This window comes from Paraburkholderia sp. SIMBA_054 (assembly GCF_046534875.1).
In the GTDB taxonomy this organism is placed as follows: domain Bacteria; phylum Pseudomonadota; class Gammaproteobacteria; order Burkholderiales; family Burkholderiaceae; genus Paraburkholderia; species Paraburkholderia hospita.
Window position 1 is genome coordinate 34,591 of sequence record NZ_JAWRXV010000049.1, and the last position, 22,255, is coordinate 56,845.

Below are 22,255 nucleotides of genomic sequence, written 5' to 3' on the forward strand. Positions count from 1 at the left end.
CATGAAGACGGCAGACATTCTCGATCGCCGTGCCTCGATCCTGGACCGGATCATGGAGCGGGTACTCGTTGAGGACCGTGGCTTCATCCTCGATGGCAAGCCGTCACCCTGCCACATCTGGCAGGGACCGACGAGCGGCGAAGGCAAGGGCGGCGGCTACGGCCGCATGTCCCTGAATGCCCAGACAGTGGCCGTGCATCTCGTGGTCTACACGCATTACTTCGGCTACATCCCCGGCAAGAAGCAGATCGATCACCTGTGCAATCACCGGCTGTGCTGCAACCCGACACATCTCGAACTGGTCTCGCACCTGCGGAACCAGAGAAGGAGAGTTGCACGGGCTGCCACCGTCATTCCTTTCAAGAAGGCAGCATGAACGACACTGAACTGATGAACTGGTTGGAGTTGAACCCCAACATCCGCATTGAGCGTCTGTCCGGCTGGACTGACATACCGGACACGCGAACTGCAAGCCTCGTCCACTTCTGGCAGATCACAGATGATCATGGCCGTGAGTTCAAAGGTGACACCCTGCGTGATGCGGTAACTGCTGCCGCCAATGTGCGCTAACCCACAGTTGGTCTGACGAACACCTGGCACACTCCCCTCAAGTTAAATTTGAGGGAGCAAGCCATGCACGCACAACACTACGACATCGCCTACGAGAAGCTCGTGGATTACCTGCTTCACTTCTGTGTCAGCCGTATCTACGGCGAGGACAACGCCAGCCAGCAACAGCCGCGCACATTCGGTGGTCACACCGGCTGGGTGTCGCTCGAACTGAATGGGGATCCGGCACTGATCGAAGGCGATCTGCTCCTGCTCGCAGGACACAAGCAGCCGAAGTGGCGTATGGCGTGGCTGAAGAAGGTGCGCAAGTCAGGTATGAGCGCCGAGTACCTGGCGCAGAGCGTGATGGGCGATGGCGAGCAGACGTGGATGAGCAACGTCGAGGTCTCGCACTTTCATCGTCCCACCCTGGCTCAACACCCGGAGTGGCGCTGGACCAACGAACAGCACCAGTTTGCAGACACCTGGATCAATGTGGTCAGTGAGCACCGTAACACGCAGCTCATTGCGCCCATGATGCCGGTTTTTCTTGGGGACTCGGTAACCCTGAAGGCCCGTGCCCGGTTTGGTCTTGAAGACAGCAAACCCTCGATAACCCTCCCGGACTTCCGCAGCATCAGCAGTGAAGAACTGCTGCAGTGCTACGACACGCTGTGCCAGAAACACGACACCTTTCGTGCTTCCAAGGCGCCGGCGATGATCGTTCACCCGCCAGCGGAGGCCATCCAGTGATGACTCTCTAAATGTCCGACACGAACCTCTATCGCTGCACCCCCCGTCAACTCCGTGGCTTTATCACCGACGCACTCTACGCAGGCCTTGTCCCGTTCGTCCAGAGCTCTCCGGGCGTAGGCAAGTCCAGCATCATGAAGCTGGTGGCAGGTGACCTGAACCTGAAGGTCATCGATCACCGGCTCTCCACCTCGGCTCCCGAAGATCTGTCCGGTCTGCCCCGTTTCGATGAGAACGGTCAGGCCCGCTTCGCACCCTTCGCGGATCTGTTTCCGCTGGAGAACACGCCGCTGCCGCGTGACAAGAACGGCGACGAGACCCACCAGGGCTGGATGCTCTTTCTCGATGAGTTCAACTCGTCGGCCAAGACGGTGCAGGCCGCTGCCTACAAGCTGATCCTCGATCGCATGGTCGGCCAGCATCACCTGCACGAGCAGTGTGTGATCACGGCGGCCGGCAATCTGGCGACTGACCGGGCCATCGTCAACAACCTGTCGACGGCCATGCAGTCACGTGTCATCCACCTCGAGCTCGATGTCGTGTTCGAGGAGTGGCTCTACGACGTGGCCCTGAAGGAGAAGTACGACAGCCGCATCATCGCGTACCTGTCGCAGTATCCGTCCAAGCTGATGGACTTCCGCCCGGACCACAACGAGAAGACGTTCTGCTGCCCGCGCACGTGGGAGTTCCTGAACCGTCTGGTCAAGGACCAACCCGTCGCGGAAGCGAAGGCGCCGCTCTATGCGGGCACCGTAACCTCGGGCGTGGCAGTGGACTTCATCACCTTCACGCAGGTCTATCAGAACATCGTGAAGATCGACCAGGTGATCCGTGATCCGCACGGCACCCCCGTGCCCGTCGACAACAACTCGAAGTGGGCGACGATCTCGCACCTGATGGAAGGCGTGAACGAGCTGAACTTCAACGAGCTGTCGACCTACGCCGACCGCTTCGATCTCTCGTTCCGCATCCTGTTCATGCGCGCGGTGATGGTCCAGCATCCGGAGCTGCGCCAGCATCCGGCATTCGCCCGGTCCATGGGCGTGCTCAGCCGCTACCTGAACGGTTAGGACAGGCCATGGACACGCTGACGATTGCGACAAACCATCTGGGCTGGAACGTTGAGACGTTGACCCGGCAAGGATGGAAACCGATTCATGACACGCCATATGCACAACTGGAGGATGCCAGGGAGCTGCTCGCGCTCACGCAGCGTCTGAACCAGGAAGCTGAATACCGGGTGTATGAGGCACTCGAATTCCCCGTTAAGGAAAAAGCATGACCACCTTCCAGCACTTCGCATCCCGCGACGATGTGGTGCAGTACATCGGCAACGAACTGCTCTCCAGCCTTCAGGACGATCTGATGCGCATGGAAGGCTGGGAGCATCGCCACTACACTGACGAAGACCGCCAGGAGATGCGCAACCGCATCGCTGATGTGCAGGCCGTTATTCCCACACTTCGCTAGAGAGACACGATGATCACCATCAACACACGGGGTCCGGCTGACCATGGCTACATCGGCGGCCTGAATCACCAGAAGGTTGAAGTCTATGCACGCTCGCTGATGGAAGCCAAGCAGCGTGTCACCGAATACTTCAAGCCGAAGAAGAAGGACCAGCACCAGATCTGGGTGCAGCTGTGCGAGCTGAACAAGGAAGTGACCTTCGTCGAACAGCCAGTGGCGGTGGACTGATGCTGTTTCGCAACCGTAACCCACTGGGTCGAATCAATACCATAGTGCATGGCCTGGCTGAAATCGGAGATGGTTTGGTCCGTGTGCTGACGCTGGGTTTCCTCTGCACTACCTGGCCTGTTAGCTGGGCACGCTGGAGCACCCGCCGACACTTCCGGAGAAAACATGCAGCCCGCTGACACCAGCAAATTTGACATGACGCAGCTGAACCGGGAACTGGACCGCACCAAGTCCAAGGTCTTCCTGGGCAAGACAGCTGCCTTCCTTGGCTCCATCCTGTGCAGCCTGAATTTTGTCTGGACCGAGGAGATCCCAACGGCAGGCACCAACGGTATCGACTTCGTATGGAACCCTGTCTGGTTCCTGTCATTGCTACCTGCCACGCGTGAAGCCGTGCTCATGCATGAACTTTGGCACGTGGCCCGTCTGCACATGCTGCGCCGTGGCGATCGTTGTCCGGACGTGTGGAACTACGCCTGCGACTACATCATCAACATCGATCTGCAGGACGAGGGCTACTCGTTCGAAGGCACGCAGCCCTGTCTCGATGCGCAGTACCGGGGCATGGCCGAGGAAGACGTCTACGACCATCTGCAGAAGAACGGTGGTGGCGACAACTTCGGTGCCTGGCAACCGGGTGATGGTCCCGACATCATGCCGCTGACGCCTGACGAGAAGCACCAGGTGGTCAACAAGGTGGTGACGGCCATCCACCAGGCGAAGCTCGCCGGCGCAGGCAATGTGCCGGGCGGCATCGAGGATGTGCTGGACCAGTTCCTGGCCCCCATCATCCCGTGGCAGACGGTGCTGCAGCGCTTCTTTACACAGCTGCTCGACGAGAACTACACGTGGGCACGCCCGAACCGCCGCTACACCGATATGTACCTGCCGTCCCGCTTCACGGACGACGGGCGCCTGGAGAACCTGCGCTGGTACATCGACGTGTCGGGATCGATCACCCAGTCCGACATCGTGCGTTTCGGATCTGAACTCAAGTTTGTGAAAGAAACGTACAACCCGGAGAAGCTGTCGATCGTCCAGTTCGACACCCGGATCCAGCGCACAGACACGTGGGGCGAGGATGACCCGTTCGAGAAGATCGAGATCATCGGTCGTGGCGGCACGTCTCTCGAGTGCGTACGTAGAGATATGTTGGAGGAAAATCCGACCGCTGCTATCATCTTCACCGACATGCAGTGCAGGCCGATGGAGCCGCTCAACCTCGACATTCCCGTGATCTGGATTGTCACGGGTACAGGTGGTCACAAGCCTGCGTTCGGCGAAGTGATCAACATTCGGGGGTAGTAGATGGTCATCAACGGTTTAAAGCTGTGGTCGTCATTGCATCGGCGGCCGCCCATCAAGGACATGGTGTCCTTCAAGGTGGCCGAGCACGGCGTGAGCTATGGCCTGGGTGAGGCGGGATACGACATCCGTCTCAAGCAGGAGATCCGTTTCGACGGGGATTACCGGGGCGACCGCCGGGTGGCCGTGATCGAGCGGGATGCAGCAGGGCAGCTCACGCACTTCACCCAGCAGGCTGGCCGCTTCACGATCGCCTCGGCCATCGAGGAGTTCGACATGCCGCACGACCTGATTGGCGTTGTGCATGACAAGTCGAGCTGGGCACGCCGTGGCCTGTCCGTGTTCAACACCTTGATCGAGCCGGGGTGGAAGGGCTGGTTGACCCTTGAGCTCGTCTATCACGGCAGTGACGTCCTGGTGATTCCTGCCGGTGCTGGCATCGCCCAGGTGGTCTTTCACCAGATTGCGGAGCCCGCCAGCTATGACGGCAAGTACCAGAACCAGCGAGACGAACCCGTCGCAGCTATTGCCTCTGTGTAAGGAGTGCGGCGAGGCCAACGCCTGGTCCCTGTTGGGCAAGCGTTACCGCTTCATGTGTGGAGTCTGCTACCACAAGATCGAGGCCGATATGCAGGCCTTCAAGGCCAGCTGTGGAAACACTATCGACACGGATCGGCTCGACGTACTCGCTCGCCAGCTCATGAAGCTCAACTCTTCGTAGGCCCCTGATTCGTGTTTACACAAGGAACCAGAAATGGAACGGTATCACGTGCATTCACCTGCCACTGTGGCGGAGCTGAAGAAGCTGCTCAACGAGCTGCCTGATGACATGGAAATCAGCGCACTCACTCGTGGCCAGCGCACTCCCATCAACCTGAGCGTACAGTTGCGGGGCGCTGGTAAGGGCAAGGAGAACACAACCGTCACCCGTGGCGGAGTGCCGTTCCTGGCTGCCCATGATTGGCTTTGATTCGTGTTTTGTTTGGGGTCTGTCTGTTAGAACACATTGACAGACAGACTCGGATCATCCAGAATTAGAACTATGTTTGAGGGAGGCGATTATGTACCCAGCTCTTCTGCTGATCGTACTGGCTGCTGCCCTCGCCACAGAACACTGGTCTCGTGCAGTGGACCGTGTGAATCCTGACTACTCTTCACCGCGTGAGCGACCGGAGCAGGATGAGTATGGCTAGGGCAGACCTGAACCATGAACTGCACATAGGCATGTAGGAGTGCTTTGCGCCCGTTGCGGTTATAGCAGAGCACTCCCATATGCCCATTCCCTAAGGGTGGAGATCGAAAGGTCTTCACCCTTTTTCTGTTTACTGAGAGGACCAACATGGCACCGACAATGACCCAAGCAGAGAAGGACGTACTGAACGAACGTCGCCGGCAGGTGACGGGTGAGAACTTCACCGCCCGAGGCGACGACCAGTACGACCAGGGCACGCTCGCATCCGCTGCAACCTGCTACGGCATGTATGCGGCCGACATGCTGCACCCGTTGAGCCAGGGAGACGGATTCCGTGCACTGGAAGGCAAGCCCCCCATCAACTGGCCGTGGCGTGCCGAGTGGTGGAAGCCGAAGAACCCTCGTGATGCACTGGTCAAGGCCGCCGCCATGATCATTGCCGAGATCGAATCGCTCGATCGAAAGCTGGCTGCCCACAAGGACTGACATGAGTGATCTGCCTGATGTAACTGTCCTGCCCAAGGACATGACGAGCTTCATCTCGTCGTTCGCAGATCTGCAGCCATGGCAAAGACAGTTCATTGAGACACTCACCAGGGTGGACTTTGCAGAGATGGAAAAGCGTCTGATCAGTGCGCAGATCCGGCCCAAAGGCAAGTCGATCATGGAGCGCCTGTTCGTTGCCTGTGACTGGGCGGATGGTTTCGACTATACGGCAGTGATGATGAGCACCATCACCGACGGGGGTGTCCTGTGCATCATCGACGACATCTCGGACGGTCAGCTCAACCCGGTAGCGATCAAACGGCTGAGCGAGATCTACAGGGACACACCACCCACGCAGACCCGCTCGACACCGTACCGGGAAGACGGGTACTTCGGCGACAAGCTGCTGGACATGAAAATCGGCCGCATCGACGGCTTCCGTTTCATCGAGTCGCCCATCAAGGCTGTCGAGCCACTGCCTGAGCCAAGAGCAAGGAATGGTGCCCGTGCCAACCGCAAGACGCAGCAGGCCAAGGCCAAGCTGCCGTTCTATCACAAGAACCGGAGGTTCTAGTAGGTGCGTACCCAATTCAACCGGTCGGTCAAGCGACCCGTCAAGCTCCCCGCCCTGTTCCGGCATACCGCCTCGCAGGAACTGGAGCTGAAGATCATTCCGCATGCCCACCTGCAGGCTGTCATTGACGGCCGTGGCGGCGAGAATGAATTCCTCACCGTCGTATACCGTGTGATGGTCGGCGGCTCGCTCACCTCCTATGCGGATGAAGAGGGCGAGAGGGCACTGGAAGGCATCTTCACAGCAGCACTCAATGCGCTGATCAACATCGGTGAGCGCTATGAGCAGCTGCAGAAGTTCAGCTGTCTGGGTGATGAGATCTATCCGGTCAAGGAAGCCCTGAACATGACCGACGATCTGCAGGCACTCACCACCCGCAAACAGCAGTCCCAGGTGTACCTGCAGGTGTCCCACTTCGTTGGCAGCTTTGCGAAGACCATGCGCAACCTGCGTGCACTCCAGGAGAAGTACCAGTGACTCCCACCCGACAGCGGATTCTTGATGCGCTGAAGACGGGCGACATGACCGTCAGCGAGGTTCACCAGTTCCATCTGCCTGACATGGCCCGTTCAAGTGTCCATGAGGCAATCGAACGGCTGCACAAGGCAGGCGAGATCCACCGGTCGAACTGGTACAGGACGGTAGGCCCCCTGGCTCCCGTTTACCGGTTCGGACCGGGCAAGGACAAACCGAAACCCAAGGCACTGTCCGAGGCCCAGCGTACTGATCGCTATCGCACGGAACACGATATCGAGGTTCGGGTAAAACGTGCAGCCCGTGAAGGCAACCCGCTTGGTCCCTGGTTCCAGCTGTTGCAGAGATGAGTTTACGTCTCCGCGCGTTAACGTTAGAATCAAGTTTGTAGTAGTTTCTGGGGGCTGCATACCCCGGAAAGCAGTGCGTGTTAGGGGTGTTCCGGAAGGACACCCCTCTTTTTCCACCACTGTTAGACATATCTTTGTAGTACCGTGCTCTCACACCTGGTCGGCCCTCGGAATAGCCAGGTGTTTTCGTGGAGCAGATACCCCCGTGTCTGCTCCGCTTTTTTCCCAGTCGTTTTATCCGGTGCATCACGGGATGCTCCCGATAAGCCGATTAGGAGAACTCAATGCTGAGCGAGAAGCAGTACCGGGCAGCACTCGACATCGTGCTGAACATCCCGAAGGGCGATGGCGCCAACTGGAACAACGATTTCATTCTGGGCTGTGCCATGCACGGCCTGGTCCTGCTGCCGGTCAGGCAGAGCCCGAATCCGCCATTCATGCACTACGGACTGGCACCCATCTCCTACCAGGAAGAGAACGGGCATAGAGCCTGGTCCGAAAGCTGGATCGTCGATGGTGACTACGAGGACCACCTCAAGAAAGAGGTGGCCAGATTCAATTTCACGCCACTACAGAAAAAGAGATAACCAACATGCAAGTAGCCGATATTCAGGGTGAAGCCACCGCTGCCACACTCGGAGCGCAAAAGACCACCGCCATGGCCATGGTGCAGGACGCATCGTTCCTGATGATGCTCTCCACCAACCTGTACTCGAACCAGCAGCTGGCCTGCATCCGCGAAGTGCTGTGCAACGCATGGGATGCGCATATCGAGTCGGGCATGACGCATGTACCCGTCAAGGTCACCATCACCGCCGAGGGCGAGCTGGTCATTGAAGACAGCGGCTACGGCATTCCGGAGGACATGTTCGAAGCGGTCTACGGCACGTTCGGCGGCTCGACCAAGCGTACCAACAAGGCTGTCACGGGTGGCTTCGGACTGGGCTGCAAGTCGCCGTGGGCGTACACCGAATCCTTCCGGGTGATCTCCGAGAACCAGGGAAAGAAGGTGATCTACAACCTGGTGCGTGCCAGCGTCGAAGCTGACGGACTGCCCGCCATCACCCGTGTGATGGAGATGCCGACGGAACGTAGCGGCCTGACCGTGCGCTTCCAGCTGCGTGAAGCTGACGTGCGCACGATGAAGCACTACATCCACTACGTCGCCATGCACGGCGACATGCTGGTGGACCTCGAGCATCAGGGCACGGTCGAAGCCCTTACCGGCGAGCCGATGGGCGTGGAACGTCTGGAGCGGATCAACCTGGATACCACACCGGGTAGCTATGACGTGGATCACGAAAAGTGGCACACCCACTACATGGGCCAGCACAAACTCTACGTACGCTACGGTGCTGTCATCTACCCGATGCTCGAAACACCGGGCACGCAGAAGGCCGTTGATCTCCTGAAGGAGTTCATGGAGATGGTCGGCTTCAGGAAGATGGTGGTGCAGGCCGCGCCCGGTACGCTGGCACTGACCCCGAACCGTGAATCGCTCTCGTCCAGCCGGATGACGGAAGATGGCATCACGGATCTGTGCGTGGCACTCGTGGCCCGCATCGAAGAGGATCTGATCAGGCAGATCCCTGGTTCGATCCAGAAAGCCTGTGAGTACCTGGAGAAGGGCGAGTATCACAGCACGCTCACCTACTACAAGGACGTGCGGGAAGCGATCACGCCGGATTCGGTGCGTCGCTATCTGGCTTCCCAGCTCGGTGTGGCGAAGTACACGAAATATCTGCCGCTGCTCAATGCGGCCGAACACCGTGGCTTCAAGAAGATTCACGTCTTCACCAACAAGGCAGCGACGGTTCACTTCCAGAAGCTGCGCCGGCGCATCAAGAACTGTCACTGGTCGCACCGTGTGTCGCTGGAACAATCCTTCCTGCGACGCTATGTGATGCGTCCGCTGTCCCGTGTTTTCCAGGCCCATCCGCAGCTACTCAAGCAGAAGGAGATGGAGTACGCAGGCAAGTATTTCTACGACCGGGACAGCCGGACACACTGGCTGGACAAGATGCCAGGTGGGGAATCGTTTCCCCAGCTGGCTCAGCTCGTGGATAACCCCATCGTGTTCATCACGCAGCGTACGCGCCGCCTGAAAGACAGCATCAATGACTGCCCGTTCCTGACGTTTGGTTCGGCTTCGTGGGTCTACAAGATCGCACCGAAGGACCAGCGCAAGGACGCCATCATCGAAGCGTTCAAGGACCACGGCTACCAGGTGGTTGACCTGACGCTGAACCACGACTGGGATGATGCAGCACACGAGCTGCTGGAGCAGTCACGCAACCGCAGCCGGGACAAGGCAGCCACGGCCACGCTGCCGGGTATTGCGGGCAAGCGTACAGCCAATGCCCTGATCTCGCTGACCAGCATCTATCACGCTGACGGCACCCGCAAGATGGGCCATGGCTCCATCAAACTGCTGGAAAAGGAGGATGTCGAGACGACGGATGAACCGCTGTTCTACCTGGAAGTTGGTAGCCTGGCCCAGCATGGCGGACTGGGCGCCTATGGTAACTATCTGGACCTGACCGATGATGAGCGCAAGCGTGCAGTAGTCGTTCGCACGGGTACTGAGAAGAACATGGCCATCAAGCGCGGTGCTGTCGAAGCCAACAAGTACCTCGCCCGGAAGATGTGGGACCGCGTTCACTCGAAGGAGTATCAGGACTACTGCACGAAGCAACGCAGGGATGCGCTCTTCGATCAGTACCATGCCCATCCGGACCATCTGGAACTGCTGGACTACCTCGGCATCAGGCTGCCTGGGCTGGACAAGCTCGTCAACAATCCCCAGCTGGAACAGCTCCGCGAGCGTGTTGAACACGTCTCCGGGAGTGCTTTTCTGGCCTGGATCCCGGAGCTGACGATGGACCAGCTCACGCACTACAGCGAAGTGATCCAGAAGTACCAGCTCGTCGAACTGCCCGCCATCAAGAAGCTGAAGGCACTGCGCCAGGATCCCCTGATGCAGCGTCTGTTCTCTGGTTCCCACACGCTGGAGTGGATCAAGAAGTACCCCGACCGCAAGGCGGCCATCAAATCGCTCGTCATGAGCGCCATCAAAAACGGAAACTGAAATGAACAACAACCTCGTGACGATCGTGGCTCTCTCGGTCGATACGCGTCATGCCGTGCTGTACATGCAGGACGGCTCGACGCACATGATTGCGCAGGGTGATGCACGCCTGCCGAAGATCGTCGAGCAGTCGAAGCACAAGCTCGCCAACAACGAGCCGGCACTGGTCGACATCACCCCCATCTTCGTGCAGCGCACGGAATTCGCGGATGCGGAGAAGGGCACCAAGGGTGTCGTGAAGTTCCTGCGTGTGGCGAAGAGCTTCCTCAAGTCACTCGTGAACACCGAGTCCCCTGAGAAGGTGGACGAGGCAGTCGCCCATATCTCGCCGCTGACCATCGGCGTATTCCCCGGCCAGCCGGCTGGAGCCAAGGAGGAAGATGAACCGCAGCACCCGGCAACCAATGACGCCGATCTCAAGGTGGCAGCGCCGGCTGTGGCTGATGCGGCTCCGGTGGCGGCTGAGCAGAACGCAACTACCTGTCAGGCCCAGGCAGTCCTGACCAATGACCAGAAGCTGGACGCAGCCCGTACGCGTATGCAGCAGCTTGTCGGCAACAGTGTGGGCACGGCCGATCCGGCATTCCATGCACCGCTCGATGAAGAGAAGGAAACGATCGTCGCCGTGCACGAGACGAGCGGGGCGATCATTCCCGATGCGCACAAGCTGGCCCGCCAGCTGCGTTCGGCGCAGAAGCTGCAGGATTACGCCGGCTTCCAGAAGTTCATCGAACGCCTGTCGGCCATCATCGACGACCGGGGCCACTCGGTCGAAGACCTGATGAAGTTCATCGAAAAGGGTGACCTGCCCATTGCCGATGACGGCAGCATCGTCATCTACAAGCGGCTGAACAGCCGGGGCAAGGACACGTTCGCTGACTGCCACACGGGCAACGTGCGCCAGAAGGTCGGCTCCTACGTGTTCATGAAGCCGGGTCTGGTGGATCCGAGCCGCCGCAAGGACTGCTCGAACGGTCTGCATGTGGCCACGCTCGGCTACATCCGCAACTTCAGCGGCGACGTGACGGTCATCGCCAAGGTCCGTCCGGAGGATGTGTTCGCCGTGCCGGAATACGACCTCACGAAGATGCGGGTATGCGGCTACCACGTGCTTGTGAACCTGCCGGAGAAGCTGCGCACGCTGGTGAACTCGGGGGGCTCGCTCTCCAGTGATCCGGACGGTGCCCGCATCCTGAACGACGTGCTGCGTGGCAACCACATCGGCATCATCCAGCACGTCGAGATCGGTGGCCATCGCGGCACCAACATCACGTACACCGACGTCGACGTGAAATCGGCCGACCAGCTGCCGGCTCCGATCCTCGGCAAGGCAGAGACGCTGGACATGCAGGAGGTGCTGGAGGCAAAAGCGCCGGTGGCGCCTGTCGTCAAGGCACGGGAACTGGTGGCGGACACGGCGGTGATAAATAAGGTTATGTCAAATTCGACGGAGAAGACCGAAGAAGGCGACAGTAAACCGAAGAAGCCGAACCAGGTAGGGAAAGCTGCCCTGCTCCACGAAGCAATGACCAGGGCCATGACCTGGCCGCAGGAAGTGGCGGCGGCCCGTGAACTGCTGGCGTTCAAGAAGCAGGCTCGCAAGAGCTGGGCGGCACTCGGTCTGCCGGATGACATTGGTGAGCAGGTCGACAAGCTCCTGAATGCCGGTGCACCTGCTCCGAAGTCCAAGCCGGTAAAGGCTGCCGGAAAATCGGTCAAAAAGACCGCGAAACCGGTTCAAAACCGTGACAAACCGGTTACTCCCCAAAAACAGGATGGGGGTAAGACCACCCTGTCGATGGTGGAACTGGCGATCGAGCAGCTGAAGGAAGGCCTGCCTAGCGTCCAGGTGGCCGAAAATACGGGGCTCTCGAAGGATCAGATTTATCGGATCAAAAAGAAACTGACCCCGTAAGTGTGGTCTAGCGAACACTCGGTAAGTTCCGCTCTCTTTCAAGTTAACTCTAGTAATGGCAAACTAGAGGTTATTTTTAGGGAGTGGAGTTCTCATGTCTAATGTTTATCGAGCAAATCGCAAGGCCTCAGATGCGGACATTATCCGCCTGAACAGTGTTGGACTGTCGTTGTCCACCATTGCGAAGCAACTGGATTGCCATCCAACCACGATCACCCTTCGGTTGAAGGCACTGAATATTGCCCCAGCCGATACGAGGCGGACTTTCATGGAGGACATCTTCCTCTCACTGTCGCCTCAGCAACAGAACTGGCTCGTTGAACAATTGGGGCCGCATATCTCCGTCAAGGATTTCATGCGGAACCTCCTGGTCAAGGAGTTCCTATCCAAATCCAACGGGAACAAACACGAACATGAAGTCGAGAAGTCTGCCAGCTAATACCTTGAGTGCTACCCTCCAATGGTTCCAGGAAGCTCGTCCCAATCCGACAAGCAAACAGTTCCACACTCAGACAGGTGTGCATTTCGAAGAAGTCGGAGAGATGCTTGATGCCATCACCCCGGTTTCCCCCACCGCTATCCACCTGCTGCATGACGCGAAGGTAGCACTGAAGGCATTGGCCACGTATCTGAAAGGCGCCGACAATGCGATCACGGTTGAACCCAATGACCGTGCGGAGTTCCTCGACGCTATCTGCGATCAGATCGTGACAGGCACTGGCGTTGCCCAGCATCTCGGTTTCCCGCTGGTGGAGGCCATGGATGAGGTCAACGCTTCCAACTTCTCCAAGTTTGTTGACGGCAAGGCTGTCGTCGATGCCAACGGCAAGATCATGAAAGGACCGGACTTCTACAAGCCGGACCTCTCCCAGTTCGTCCCGCAGCGCATCGCTGTTCTCGCGGACTAAATCCCCCTCTTCTACCGCTGTCTGCTTTGCTCCCTGGCTCTTCGCTTGGGAGCAGGGCTTTCTATTGCCTGGAGGCAATGTGGATCGACTTGACTTCGCCCCCTTGAACCAGGGGCAACAGAAAGCCGCTGAAGGCTTTTTCGAATTCCTGTTTGGCCCAGACAAGGAGCTGAACATCTCCGGCCCCGGCGGTGTGGGCAAGACCCACCTGATGGGCCACCTGATCGACAAGGTGATGCCGCAGTACCTGCAGACCTGCAAGATGATGGGGATTCCTGCCGAGTACACCGAAGTGCAGATGACGGCCACCACCAACAAGGCGGCTGAAGTGCTGGCGGAAGCCACGGGCCGCCCGGCGGAAACCGTGCACTCGTTCATGAACCTGACGCTGAAGGAAGACTTCATCAGCGGCAAGACCTACATCACCAAGGGCAAGGGCTGGAAGGTACACGAGAAGAAGATCATCTTCATCGACGAAGCGGGCATGACGGACACCACGCTGCGCATGCACATTCTCGATGGCACGAAGAACTGCAAGATCGTCTACGTCGGCGACCACTGCCAGCTTGGCCCCGTGATGGAGACGGTCTCACCCATCTACCTGGATGAGCTGCCCTTCTTCGAGCTCACCGAGCCGATGCGCACCAACAACCCGCACCTGCAGGCGATCAACCAGCAACTGCGCAACACCGTCGAGACGGGTGAATTCCTGCCGATCCGGATCGTGCCGGGTGTCATCGATCACCTCTCCGACGAGCAGATGGAGTACGAGGTAGGCCTCAACTTCACGCAGCAGACGCATGAGAAGCGGATCCTCGCCTACACCAACAAGCGGGTCGTCCAGTACAACGATCACATCCGGTCGCTGCGCCAGCTGCCCGAGCACTTCGTGCAGGGTGAATTCCTCATCAACAATTCCGCCATTCGTCTGAACAATGGCATGATGAAGGTCGAGGAGGAACTGGAGATTGCCTACCAGTCGGGCGATACCGAGATGGTTCCGCTCGGTGCCAACGTCGAGCTCGAAGTGCGCGAAGTGACGCTGAAGAACCGCTATGGCAGCGCGTACCTCAACGTGCAGCTGCCCGTCGACCGGGACCACTTCAACCAGCTCCTCAAGTGGTACAAGTCGCAGAAAAACTGGGAACGCTTTTACCACCTGAAGGGCAACTTCCCGGATCTGCGCCAGCGTGATGCGGCCACCGTGCACAAGGCACAGGGCAGCACCTACGACACGGTGTTCATCGACCTCGGCGACCTGAGCTCCTGTCACAACCCCAACATGGCCGCACGGCTGCTGTACGTGGCATTTAGTCGTGCCAGGCAGCGTGTGGTGCTCTACGGCGATCTGGCTACCAAGTACGGCGGCCTGACGCAGTAGCCGAGCCAGTGAGGAAACCATGGCTGATGACCAGATCTATCGCTTTATCGACGCGATCAAGACGAAGCTGTTCGAGCCGGAAGAGCGGCGCCTGAAAGCAGGCATCGACCGGCTGGTTGAGCAGAACGAAGAAATCCTGAAAGACAACATGACACGGGGTTTCATGTTCGCCGGGGAGACCTACCAACACAGCGAATCCCGGATGCTCTACAAGTCCTACCCGATGCTGGCCTGGTCCCTTAACGAGGAGATGGAGCGATGGCTAAAGGATCGAAAGGCCGTCAACCTCGACAAGGACCAGATCGGCCAGATGCTGTTCCGGCTGTTGAGCCACGTGATGCTGGGTCCGGACCAGCTGCAGGAAACCAGGGATGCCCTGCCGGAGTGCCTGGTCCCCCTGGTTCCGGTATTTCAGGGCATGTCGCGCAAGTTCAACACCCAGTTCTTCCTGCGATCGGACCGGGACTTCAGGCAGTACGCGAAGATCCTGCCGAAGATCGAGATGTACGCAATGACCCGACTGATTTACTGAGAACGAAGATGCGCCATCACTTTTACGCCGAGCAACCCGAATATCCGTTGTGCCTGCTGGTGGGTCAGATCCGCAAGGACGACATCCGCCAGGCGTACTTCACGGAGTCGGGTGTCGACGCCGAGGACTGCATGGTGCTCGACCTGCATTTCAACGGCAAGAAAACGTCCGTCACCGAGATGAAGCAGTACATCACGGAATGTGTGCAGCCGGCGCTCGACGACTACAAGGTGCAGTACGTGCTCTGCACCGACAGCGGCTACTTCAAGGTGCTCACGGGGGTGGCCAAGGTCGATGCGAATCTGGGCTACGTGCTCGACTCGAAGTTCGGCAAACAGAAGGTGATCTTCGCTCCCGGCTACCGGCAGATCTTCTACGATCCGGCAGGTGTCAAGACGAAGATCGCACGGGCCATGGAAGCGATCGTCGCGCACGCCACGAATGCCTACCAGGATCCCGGGCACGGCATCATCCGATTTGCGGACTATCCGACGACCGATGCCGAGATCGAGGCCTGGCTCGTGAAGCTGCTGGAGATGGACGTACCGCTCTCCATCGACATCGAGGCGTTCAGCCTGAAGCACTACGACGCGGGAATCGGCACGATCAGCTTCGCCTGGAACCAGGGGGAAGGGATTGCCTTCCCGGTCGATTATGTCCCCATCGAGGGTGCCACCGAGGCGCCCTACGGCATGCAGGCGAGGAACGAGCACCGGCGTGAGCTACTGCGTGCGTTCTTCATCCAGCTGCGCAGGAAGAAGCTCTTCCACAACATCGCCTACGACGCCTATGTGCTGATCTACCAGCTCTTCATGGGCCACATCTGCGACACGGAAGGCCTGCTCAATGGGCTCGAAGTGATGCTCGGTGAAGGCGAGTGGGACTGCACGAAACTGATCACCTACCTGGCGACCAACTCGTGCGCTGGCAATGAGCTGGGCCTGAAGGTGCAAGCACAGGAGTTCGCCGGCAACTATGCCCAGACCGACATCGAGGACATCTGCAAGATTCCGCTGCCAGTGCTGCTCAAGTACAACCTGATCGACTCGCTCTCGACCTGGCATGTGCACGACAAGCACTACGCCACGATGGTGGCCGACCAGCAACTGGACGTGTATCAGTCGCTGTTCCAGCCGGCCACGCTCGACATCGTGCAGATGCAGCTCACCGGCATGCCGCTGAACATGGGGCGGGTGCTGGAAGTCGAGGCAGCCCTTCAGGCTGTCTATGATGATGCCGTCGGCCGCATCAAGCAGACCCAGTGCATCCAGCGCTTCGAGTACCGTCTGAAGGAAAAGTACATCGAGAAGAAGCACGCCGAGTGGAAGAAGAAGCGCATCACACTGGCCGAAGTGCCCGATGATGTCGTGTTTAATCCACGCAGCTATCCGCAGATGCAGGATCTGCTGTACACGATGCTGGGCCTGCCCGTCATTTCCTACACGAACACCGGGCAGCCATCGGCTGATGGTGACACGCTGGAGAAACTGCAGAACCACACGAAGGATCAAGACGTGCTGGATCTGCTGGCGGCACTCATTGACCATGCGGCCGTCGACAAGATCCTGGGCACATTCATCCCGGCGATGAAGAATGCCCAGCTGGGACCGGACGGCTGGCACTACCTGTTCGGCAACTACATTCTTGGCGGCACGGTCTCTGGCCGCCTGGCATCGAATAACCCGAACATGCAGAACCTGCCGGCCAATGTGGCGATGCTCATCTCGGCGGCACTGCTTGCCATGTACCCCTTCCTGGCGCAGTTCACCAAGAAGGGCAAGCTGTCGCTCGGCAAGCTGATCAAGTATTGCTTCATGGCCCCGCCGGGCTGGCTGTTCTCGGGGCTGGACTTCGCATCGCTCGAGGACCGGATCTCGGCGCTCACCACCAAGGATCCGGAGAAGCTGAAGGTCTACACCGACGGCTACGACGGTCACTGTCTGCGGTCCTACGCGTATTTCGGTGACCAGATGGTGGGCATCGTGAATACCGTGGTGTCGATCAATTCGATCGAGACCAAGTACAAAGACCTGCGGCAGGAATCGAAGGCGCCGACGTTCGCCCTGACCTACCAGGGCACCTGGAAAACGCTCATGACCAACTGTGGCTTTTCGATGGAGAAGGCCCAGATGATCGAGGGCAAGTACAAGGCGCTCTACAAGGTGTCGATCGACTGGGTGCAGGCCAAGCTCGACCAGGCCTCGAAGGACGGGTATGTCACGGCAGCATTTGGTCTGCGGGTCCGTACGCCCCTCCTGGCTCAGGTTATCCGTGGCACCAGCAAGACGCCGCATGAAGCGGAAGCCGAAGGCCGGACGGCTGGCAATGCCCTCGGGCAGAGCTGGTGCCTGCTGAACTCGCGGGCCAACATGGAATTCATGCAGAAGGTGCGTCAGTCGAAGCACCGGCTGGACATCCGGCCCTGCGCCCAGATCCACGATGCCGGCTATTACCTGATCCGGGACGACATCGATGCGCTCCTCTACACCAACGAACACCTGGTGAAGGCAGTGCAATGGCAGGATCACCCGGACATCGAGCACCCTGAAGTTAAGTTGGGGGGAGAGTTGTCCATCTTCTATCCCTCCTGGGACTCGGAAATCACCCTCCCCAATGGGGCGTCAGAGGCCGTTCTGGTCGAGACAATCGAGACTGCTCTGGCTGCTGCGTAAACTACTTGTAGTTATGTAGCCTGGTCGGTTAATATCCATTTATTAGATATAACTTAGAGGAAGCCAGTTACACTGGCTGCCCTCTCCTTTCCTACGGGACAGATCATGAACAATCAAAAAGCAGGTGACCGCAAGTTCTACTTCATGGTGGCCGCCACGGTGCTGTTCAACATGCCGGAAGCGGACGATCAGGTGTCGGTCAACACGGCGACGCTCAACGCCATGCTCACACACGACAAGGACGTGTTCCCGGCCCGCATGCTCGGCAAGGCCCAGCAGGCTGTGCAGATGCAGCTCTTCAAGAAGCTGGGTGAAGAGAGCACCAAGGCGAATGTGCTCGACGTGACGATCCTGAACGTGATGAACCTCGGCTACATGACGGATGCGGAGTTCCAGGCAGTACCGGAAGGCACGCAGCAGACGGAGAAGAAGCCCGGCAAGCTGAAGGTCGTCGGCGGCGCAGCGCCCGTCACGCACTGAGGCTGCCGCCATGAGCCAGGAAGGAAAACTCACGGGCGGCCGGGTGAACTACTACCTGGCCCAGGTGGACCATCCGCAGCGTGAAAACCAGGCACCGTATCAGGCCGAGTGCGAGGACATCATCCAGGCGCTCGGCATGACGTTCGACGAAGGTTGCCTGTTCAAGGCGCTGTGGCGCACAGCAGCGGCCCGTCTCGGTAACGGCAAACCCGGACTGAAGGCGCTCTACGACGCCGAGAAGATGGTGCATTACGCAGGCCGCATCCTGAAGCAGACGAAGCAGGCCACACCCATCATCGATCTGATCGGCAACTGATCTGTTTTTTCTGGTTCGCAGGAACCTGTCATTCACTTATTAACCACCGGAACAATCCATGAAAAAGTCTCTCCTCGTTGCTGCCCTTCTCGCTTCGGCTGTTGCCGCTGCTGTCTCGACGCCCGCTTTCGCTGACCAGGCTGGTCCCGTCAACGAAGGCAAGTACGAACAGGTGCAGTACAAGTTCGGCGCGTCGGACGACAAAGACCCGTTCAAGTCGGGCAACTTCAGCGACGGCCGTCTGCCCGACGGCACCATCGTGATCCGTGGCGGCCAGTAACACTGTCACGTAGGACCGGGACTCGAGGGTCACTGGTCCTTTCCCGGTCCCCGTACCCTCCTTCCCGCCTGGCACTCCTAACATGACAGCACGCGTCACCAACAATAGCGGCATCTCGTTGCCGCTCGCCGTGTGGTTGCTCCACGACGAATACGACTACGTGAACGAAGAGAACTACATCAGCGCCACCCGCCTGATGCGGCCGCTGCGTCACCTGGTCCTGCCCCACCGCATTCCCCCGGCCCAGCGCCCGGCACCCGATGTCGAGGATTACATCGCCTCGGCACTGGGCAAGTCGCTGCACGACTCGATCGAAAAGGCATGGCTCAAGGGCCACACGGCCAGCCTGAAGATGATGGGCTATCCGGATGACGTGATCGATCACGTGCGCATCAACCCGGAAACCGTCGAAGACGGTGTGATCCCCATCTACATCGAGCAGCGTGCCAAGCGCACGATCGTTGTCAACGGGAAGATGTACACCATCGGCGGCAAGTTCGACATGGTGATGGAAGGCATTGTGATGGACAACAAGTCCACCACCGCCTATACCTGGTTGTACGGAGGAAAGGACGATGACTACCGTCTGCAGGGTTCGATCTACAAGTGGCTGAACCCGGACAAGATCACCGAAGACTTCATCCGCATCAACTTCATCTTCACGGACTGGCAGGCGATGCAGGCCCGCACCAATCCGAAGTACCCGCCCAAGCGGGTGATGCACAAGGACATCCCGCTGCTGTCCGTCGAGGAGACGGAAGCGTGGATCCGCTGGAAGCTCGGCATGGTCCAGAAGTACATGGAGCTGCCGGAGAGCGAAGTCCCCGAATGCACGGATGAGGAGCTCTGGAGATCGGACCCGAAGTTCAAGTATTACGCGGATGCCACCAAGACGGCTGGCAAATCGACCAAGAATTTCGACACGCTGGCAGAAGCCAACCAGTTCTGGCGTGTCGACAAGGCGGGCAAGGGCATCGTCATCACCGTTCCCGGTGAGGTCAAGCGTTGCGGTTACTGCGACGCCTACGAGGCCTGCCGCCAGAAAGACAGGTACATCACGACATCATGATCGAACTCGCCGGAATCCAGCATCACCCGGCTGTGGAAGAGCTCGTCGAGGTGCTTTGCAACAAGACGCAAAACACCGACAAGGGGTTCTTCCGCACCGAAGTCGCCTACTTCCTCGGGAAGATGGCGAGCAACATGCGGGCACTGATCGTCACGAAGGACCGTGGCGAGATCCCGGTGAACATCTACGCACTGGCACTGGCCAGCTCGGGCTATGGCAAGGGTCACTCCGTGGGCGTGGTCGAGCAGGAGTTCATGAAGGGCTTTAAAAAGCGCTTCATGGAAGACACCATGCCCGTGGTGGCCGAAAAGCATCTGTGGGAAATGGCGAACCACCGCGCAGGCAAGAATGGCACTGACCCCAACGAGGAATTCGAAGGGGTGCAGGGCGAGTTCAAGCGGGCCGGCGCCTTCCCGTTCACGTTCGACAGTGGCACGGCGCCGGCGGTGAAACAGCTGCGCCAGAAGCTGCTGCTGGCCAACGCCGGTTCCATCAATCTCCAGATCGATGAGATCGGCTCGAACCTGATCAACAACATCGAGGTGCTGAACCTCTTTCTGGAGCTCTATGACCAGGGCATCGTCAAGCAGAAGCTCACGAAGAACACGGCAGAAAACACTCGTGGTGAAGAGGTTGATGGCAAGACTCCTTCCAACATGCTGCTCTTCGGCACGCCTTCCAAGCTGCTCGATGGCGGGCAGACGGAGAACGAGTTCTATTCCTTCCTGGAAACTGGCTATGCTCGTCGCTGCCTCTTTGGCTGGGGCCAGCAGGACCGCAAGGCTTCGCACTCGATGTCGGCCGAGGAGATCTACAAGCGCCTGACGCAACCGACCAACAACGCCGCCGTGGCGAAGTGGGCGGCGCACTTCCACAAGCTGGCAGACCCCGCCATGTTCGGCTGGAAGATGACGGTCGAAGACGACGTGGCCATTGCGCTACTGCAGTACAAGATCACGTGCGAACAGGCGGCTGACAAGCTGGCCGAGCACGAGGAGATCAAGAAGGCCGAGCTCGGTCACCGCTACTTCAAGGCATTGAAGCTCGCCGGTGCGTACGCGTTCACCGACGAATCGAACGAGATCGAGATGGACCACCTGAAACAGGCCATCCTGCTTGTCGAAGAGTCGGGCACGGCATTCCAGGCGATCCTCAACCGCGAGAAGGCCTACGTGAAGCTGGCGAAGTACATCGCCACCTGCGGCACGGAAGTCACCCATGCGGACCTGCTCGAGGCCCTGCCCTTCTACAAGTCGGGCAATGCCGCACGGCAGGAGATGATGAGCCTGGCGACAGCCTGGGGCTACAAGCAGCACGTCATCATCAAGAAGTTCTACATCGACGGCATCGAGTTCTTCAAGGGTGAGACTTTGCAGGAGACGGATCTCAACGAGATCTTCCTCTCCTATGGTGAGCACTGGGCCTACAGCTACAGCAGCGAGAAGGTGCCGTTTGACCAGCTGCACGTGCTGACCCAGGCGAGCCAGGAGGACGGGAGCGCCATGCACTGGTGCAACCACTTCCTGAAGAACGGTCACCGCGCCGAAGAGAACGTCATCGCCGGTTTCAACCTGGTGGCGATCGACGTGGATGGTGGTGTGCCGCTGGCGACCGTGCATGAACTGATGAAGGACTACCGGTTCATGACCTACACGACCAAGCGCCACACCGACGAAGAGAACCGCTTCCGTCTGCTGCTGCCCATCAACTATGTGCTGGAACTGGACTCCGAGGACTACAAGGAGTTCATGAACAACATCATGGCGTGGCTGCCGTTCAAGACGGACGAAAGCGCGAACCAGCGAAGCAAGAAATGGGAGACGTTCGCCGCCGGCCAGTTCCACTACAACATGGAAGGCGAGATCCTCGACGCCCTGCGCTTCATTCCGAAGACGACGAAGAACGAACAGCATCTCAACGAGATGAAGTCGATCGCGTCGATGGACAACCTGGAGCGCTGGTTTGCCCAGCGTATTGCCACCGGCAACCGGAACAACAACCTGCTGAAGTATGCGATGGCACTGGTCGACACAGGGACGATGGACCTGATGCAGGTCAACCAGGCACTCACCGCATTCAACGGCAAGCTGAACAATCCGCTGTCGGAGGAAGAGCTGCGATCAACCATCATGGTCTCGGTCGCCAAGCGGTATCAGCGTCACTAAAAGCCACACACCCCCAGTTCTTTCCTTGGCTCAAGCAACGCCAAGACTGGACTGAGGGACGGGAACCA

The 22,255-nt window shown here is 58.8% G+C and carries 27 protein-coding genes; all 27 read left to right on the plus strand.

From position 1 onward, the window contains the following. The first annotated feature begins 1 nt into the window (after position 1). The 27 genes from SB822_RS40180 (at position 2) to SB822_RS40310 (ending at position 22,187) form a co-directional block, all read left to right on the plus strand. Positions 2 to 376, plus strand: coding sequence for an HNH endonuclease signature motif containing protein (locus SB822_RS40180; RefSeq protein ID WP_410857280.1), 375 nt, complete (start codon positions 2 to 4; stop codon positions 374 to 376). After that, complete coding sequence (locus SB822_RS40185) at positions 373 to 570, plus strand: hypothetical protein (RefSeq protein WP_410857281.1); 198 nt, start codon at positions 373 to 375, stop codon at positions 568 to 570. The genes SB822_RS40180 and SB822_RS40185 overlap by 4 nt, the downstream gene beginning before the upstream one ends. A gap of 63 nt (positions 571 to 633) precedes the next feature. After that, complete coding sequence (locus tag SB822_RS40190; protein WP_410857282.1) at positions 634 to 1,302, plus strand: hypothetical protein; 669 nt, start codon at positions 634 to 636, stop codon at positions 1,300 to 1,302. Positions 1,303 to 1,313: 11 nt separating this feature from the next. Then, positions 1,314 to 2,372, plus strand: a complete 1,059-nt coding sequence (locus tag SB822_RS40195; protein ID WP_410857283.1) for a hypothetical protein — start codon at positions 1,314 to 1,316, stop codon at positions 2,370 to 2,372. Between the two features lie 8 nt (positions 2,373 to 2,380). Continuing rightward, positions 2,381 to 2,584, plus strand: coding sequence for a hypothetical protein (locus SB822_RS40200; protein WP_410857284.1), 204 nt, complete (start codon positions 2,381 to 2,383; stop codon positions 2,582 to 2,584). Then, positions 2,581 to 2,772 (plus strand): hypothetical protein, encoded by a 192-nt coding sequence (locus SB822_RS40205; RefSeq protein ID WP_410857285.1) that lies wholly within the window; start codon positions 2,581 to 2,583, stop codon positions 2,770 to 2,772. Before SB822_RS40200 ends, SB822_RS40205 begins: the two co-directional genes overlap by 4 nt. 9 nt (positions 2,773 to 2,781) lie before the next feature. Further along, a complete protein-coding gene (locus SB822_RS40210; RefSeq protein ID WP_410857286.1) occupies positions 2,782 to 3,000 on the plus strand; it encodes a hypothetical protein in 219 nt (72 codons plus the stop codon). A gap of 165 nt (positions 3,001 to 3,165) precedes the next feature. Beyond that, a complete protein-coding gene (locus tag SB822_RS40215) occupies positions 3,166 to 4,305 on the plus strand; it encodes a DUF2201 family putative metallopeptidase (RefSeq protein ID WP_410857287.1) in 1,140 nt (379 codons plus the stop codon). A gap of 3 nt (positions 4,306 to 4,308) precedes the next feature. Then, a complete protein-coding gene (locus SB822_RS40220; protein ID WP_410857288.1) occupies positions 4,309 to 4,845 on the plus strand; it encodes a dCTP deaminase domain-containing protein in 537 nt (178 codons plus the stop codon). 214 nt (positions 4,846 to 5,059) lie between these two features. Beyond that, the gene (locus SB822_RS40225) at positions 5,060 to 5,275 is read left to right on the plus strand and encodes a hypothetical protein (protein ID WP_410857289.1); all 216 of its coding nucleotides are present in this window, start codon (positions 5,060 to 5,062) and stop codon (positions 5,273 to 5,275) included. 381 nt (positions 5,276 to 5,656) lie between these two features. Further along, positions 5,657 to 5,983: a hypothetical protein gene (locus SB822_RS40230; RefSeq protein WP_410857290.1), complete on the plus strand. Its 327-nt coding sequence runs from the start codon at positions 5,657 to 5,659 to the stop codon at positions 5,981 to 5,983. Between the two features lies 1 nt (position 5,984). Beyond that, positions 5,985 to 6,557 carry a hypothetical protein gene (locus SB822_RS40235; protein WP_410857291.1) on the plus strand — a complete coding sequence of 191 codons (573 nt, stop codon included), beginning with the start codon at positions 5,985 to 5,987 and terminating at the stop codon, positions 6,555 to 6,557. 3 nt (positions 6,558 to 6,560) lie between these two features. Continuing rightward, positions 6,561 to 7,034 carry a hypothetical protein gene (locus tag SB822_RS40240; protein ID WP_410857292.1) on the plus strand — a complete coding sequence of 158 codons (474 nt, stop codon included), beginning with the start codon at positions 6,561 to 6,563 and terminating at the stop codon, positions 7,032 to 7,034. Further along, entirely contained in the window at positions 7,031 to 7,381 is a 351-nt protein-coding gene (locus SB822_RS40245; protein ID WP_410857293.1) for a hypothetical protein, read from the plus strand. Before SB822_RS40240 ends, SB822_RS40245 begins: the two co-directional genes overlap by 4 nt. A 284-nt stretch (positions 7,382 to 7,665) precedes the next feature. Continuing rightward, positions 7,666 to 7,968, plus strand: coding sequence for a hypothetical protein (locus tag SB822_RS40250; protein ID WP_410857294.1), 303 nt, complete (start codon positions 7,666 to 7,668; stop codon positions 7,966 to 7,968). Between the two features lie 5 nt (positions 7,969 to 7,973). After that, complete coding sequence (locus tag SB822_RS40255) at positions 7,974 to 10,469, plus strand: ATP-binding protein (protein WP_410857295.1); 2,496 nt, start codon at positions 7,974 to 7,976, stop codon at positions 10,467 to 10,469. 1 nt (position 10,470) lies between these two features. Continuing rightward, entirely contained in the window at positions 10,471 to 12,384 is a 1,914-nt protein-coding gene (locus SB822_RS40260; protein ID WP_410857296.1) for a hypothetical protein, read from the plus strand. Positions 12,385 to 12,478: 94 nt separating this feature from the next. Then, positions 12,479 to 12,823, plus strand: a complete 345-nt coding sequence (locus tag SB822_RS40265; protein WP_410857297.1) for a hypothetical protein — start codon at positions 12,479 to 12,481, stop codon at positions 12,821 to 12,823. 103 nt (positions 12,824 to 12,926) lie between these two features. Beyond that, a complete protein-coding gene (locus SB822_RS40270; protein ID WP_410857298.1) occupies positions 12,927 to 13,292 on the plus strand; it encodes a hypothetical protein in 366 nt (121 codons plus the stop codon). Between the two features lie 79 nt (positions 13,293 to 13,371). After that, positions 13,372 to 14,673: an ATP-dependent RecD-like DNA helicase gene (locus tag SB822_RS40275; protein ID WP_410857299.1), complete on the plus strand. Its 1,302-nt coding sequence runs from the start codon at positions 13,372 to 13,374 to the stop codon at positions 14,671 to 14,673. 19 nt (positions 14,674 to 14,692) lie between these two features. Continuing rightward, positions 14,693 to 15,205: a hypothetical protein gene (locus tag SB822_RS40280; protein WP_410857300.1), complete on the plus strand. Its 513-nt coding sequence runs from the start codon at positions 14,693 to 14,695 to the stop codon at positions 15,203 to 15,205. Between the two features lie 8 nt (positions 15,206 to 15,213). Then, on the plus strand, positions 15,214 to 17,877 hold the full coding sequence (locus SB822_RS40285) for a DNA polymerase (RefSeq protein ID WP_410857301.1): 2,664 nt from the start codon (positions 15,214 to 15,216) through the stop codon (positions 17,875 to 17,877). A 105-nt stretch (positions 17,878 to 17,982) separates the two neighbouring features. Further along, positions 17,983 to 18,357 (plus strand): hypothetical protein, encoded by a 375-nt coding sequence (locus SB822_RS40290; RefSeq protein ID WP_410857302.1) that lies wholly within the window; start codon positions 17,983 to 17,985, stop codon positions 18,355 to 18,357. A 10-nt stretch (positions 18,358 to 18,367) separates the two neighbouring features. Further along, entirely contained in the window at positions 18,368 to 18,673 is a 306-nt protein-coding gene (locus tag SB822_RS40295; RefSeq protein ID WP_410857303.1) for a hypothetical protein, read from the plus strand. A 58-nt stretch (positions 18,674 to 18,731) separates the two neighbouring features. After that, positions 18,732 to 18,953: a hypothetical protein gene (locus SB822_RS40300; RefSeq protein ID WP_410857304.1), complete on the plus strand. Its 222-nt coding sequence runs from the start codon at positions 18,732 to 18,734 to the stop codon at positions 18,951 to 18,953. Positions 18,954 to 19,035: 82 nt separating this feature from the next. After that, on the plus strand, positions 19,036 to 20,022 hold the full coding sequence (locus SB822_RS40305; RefSeq protein ID WP_410857305.1) for a hypothetical protein: 987 nt from the start codon (positions 19,036 to 19,038) through the stop codon (positions 20,020 to 20,022). After that, positions 20,019 to 22,187, plus strand: a complete 2,169-nt coding sequence (locus SB822_RS40310; protein WP_410857306.1) for a primase C-terminal domain-containing protein — start codon at positions 20,019 to 20,021, stop codon at positions 22,185 to 22,187. The genes SB822_RS40305 and SB822_RS40310 overlap by 4 nt, the downstream gene beginning before the upstream one ends. Positions 22,188 to 22,255: the final 68 nt, after the last annotated feature.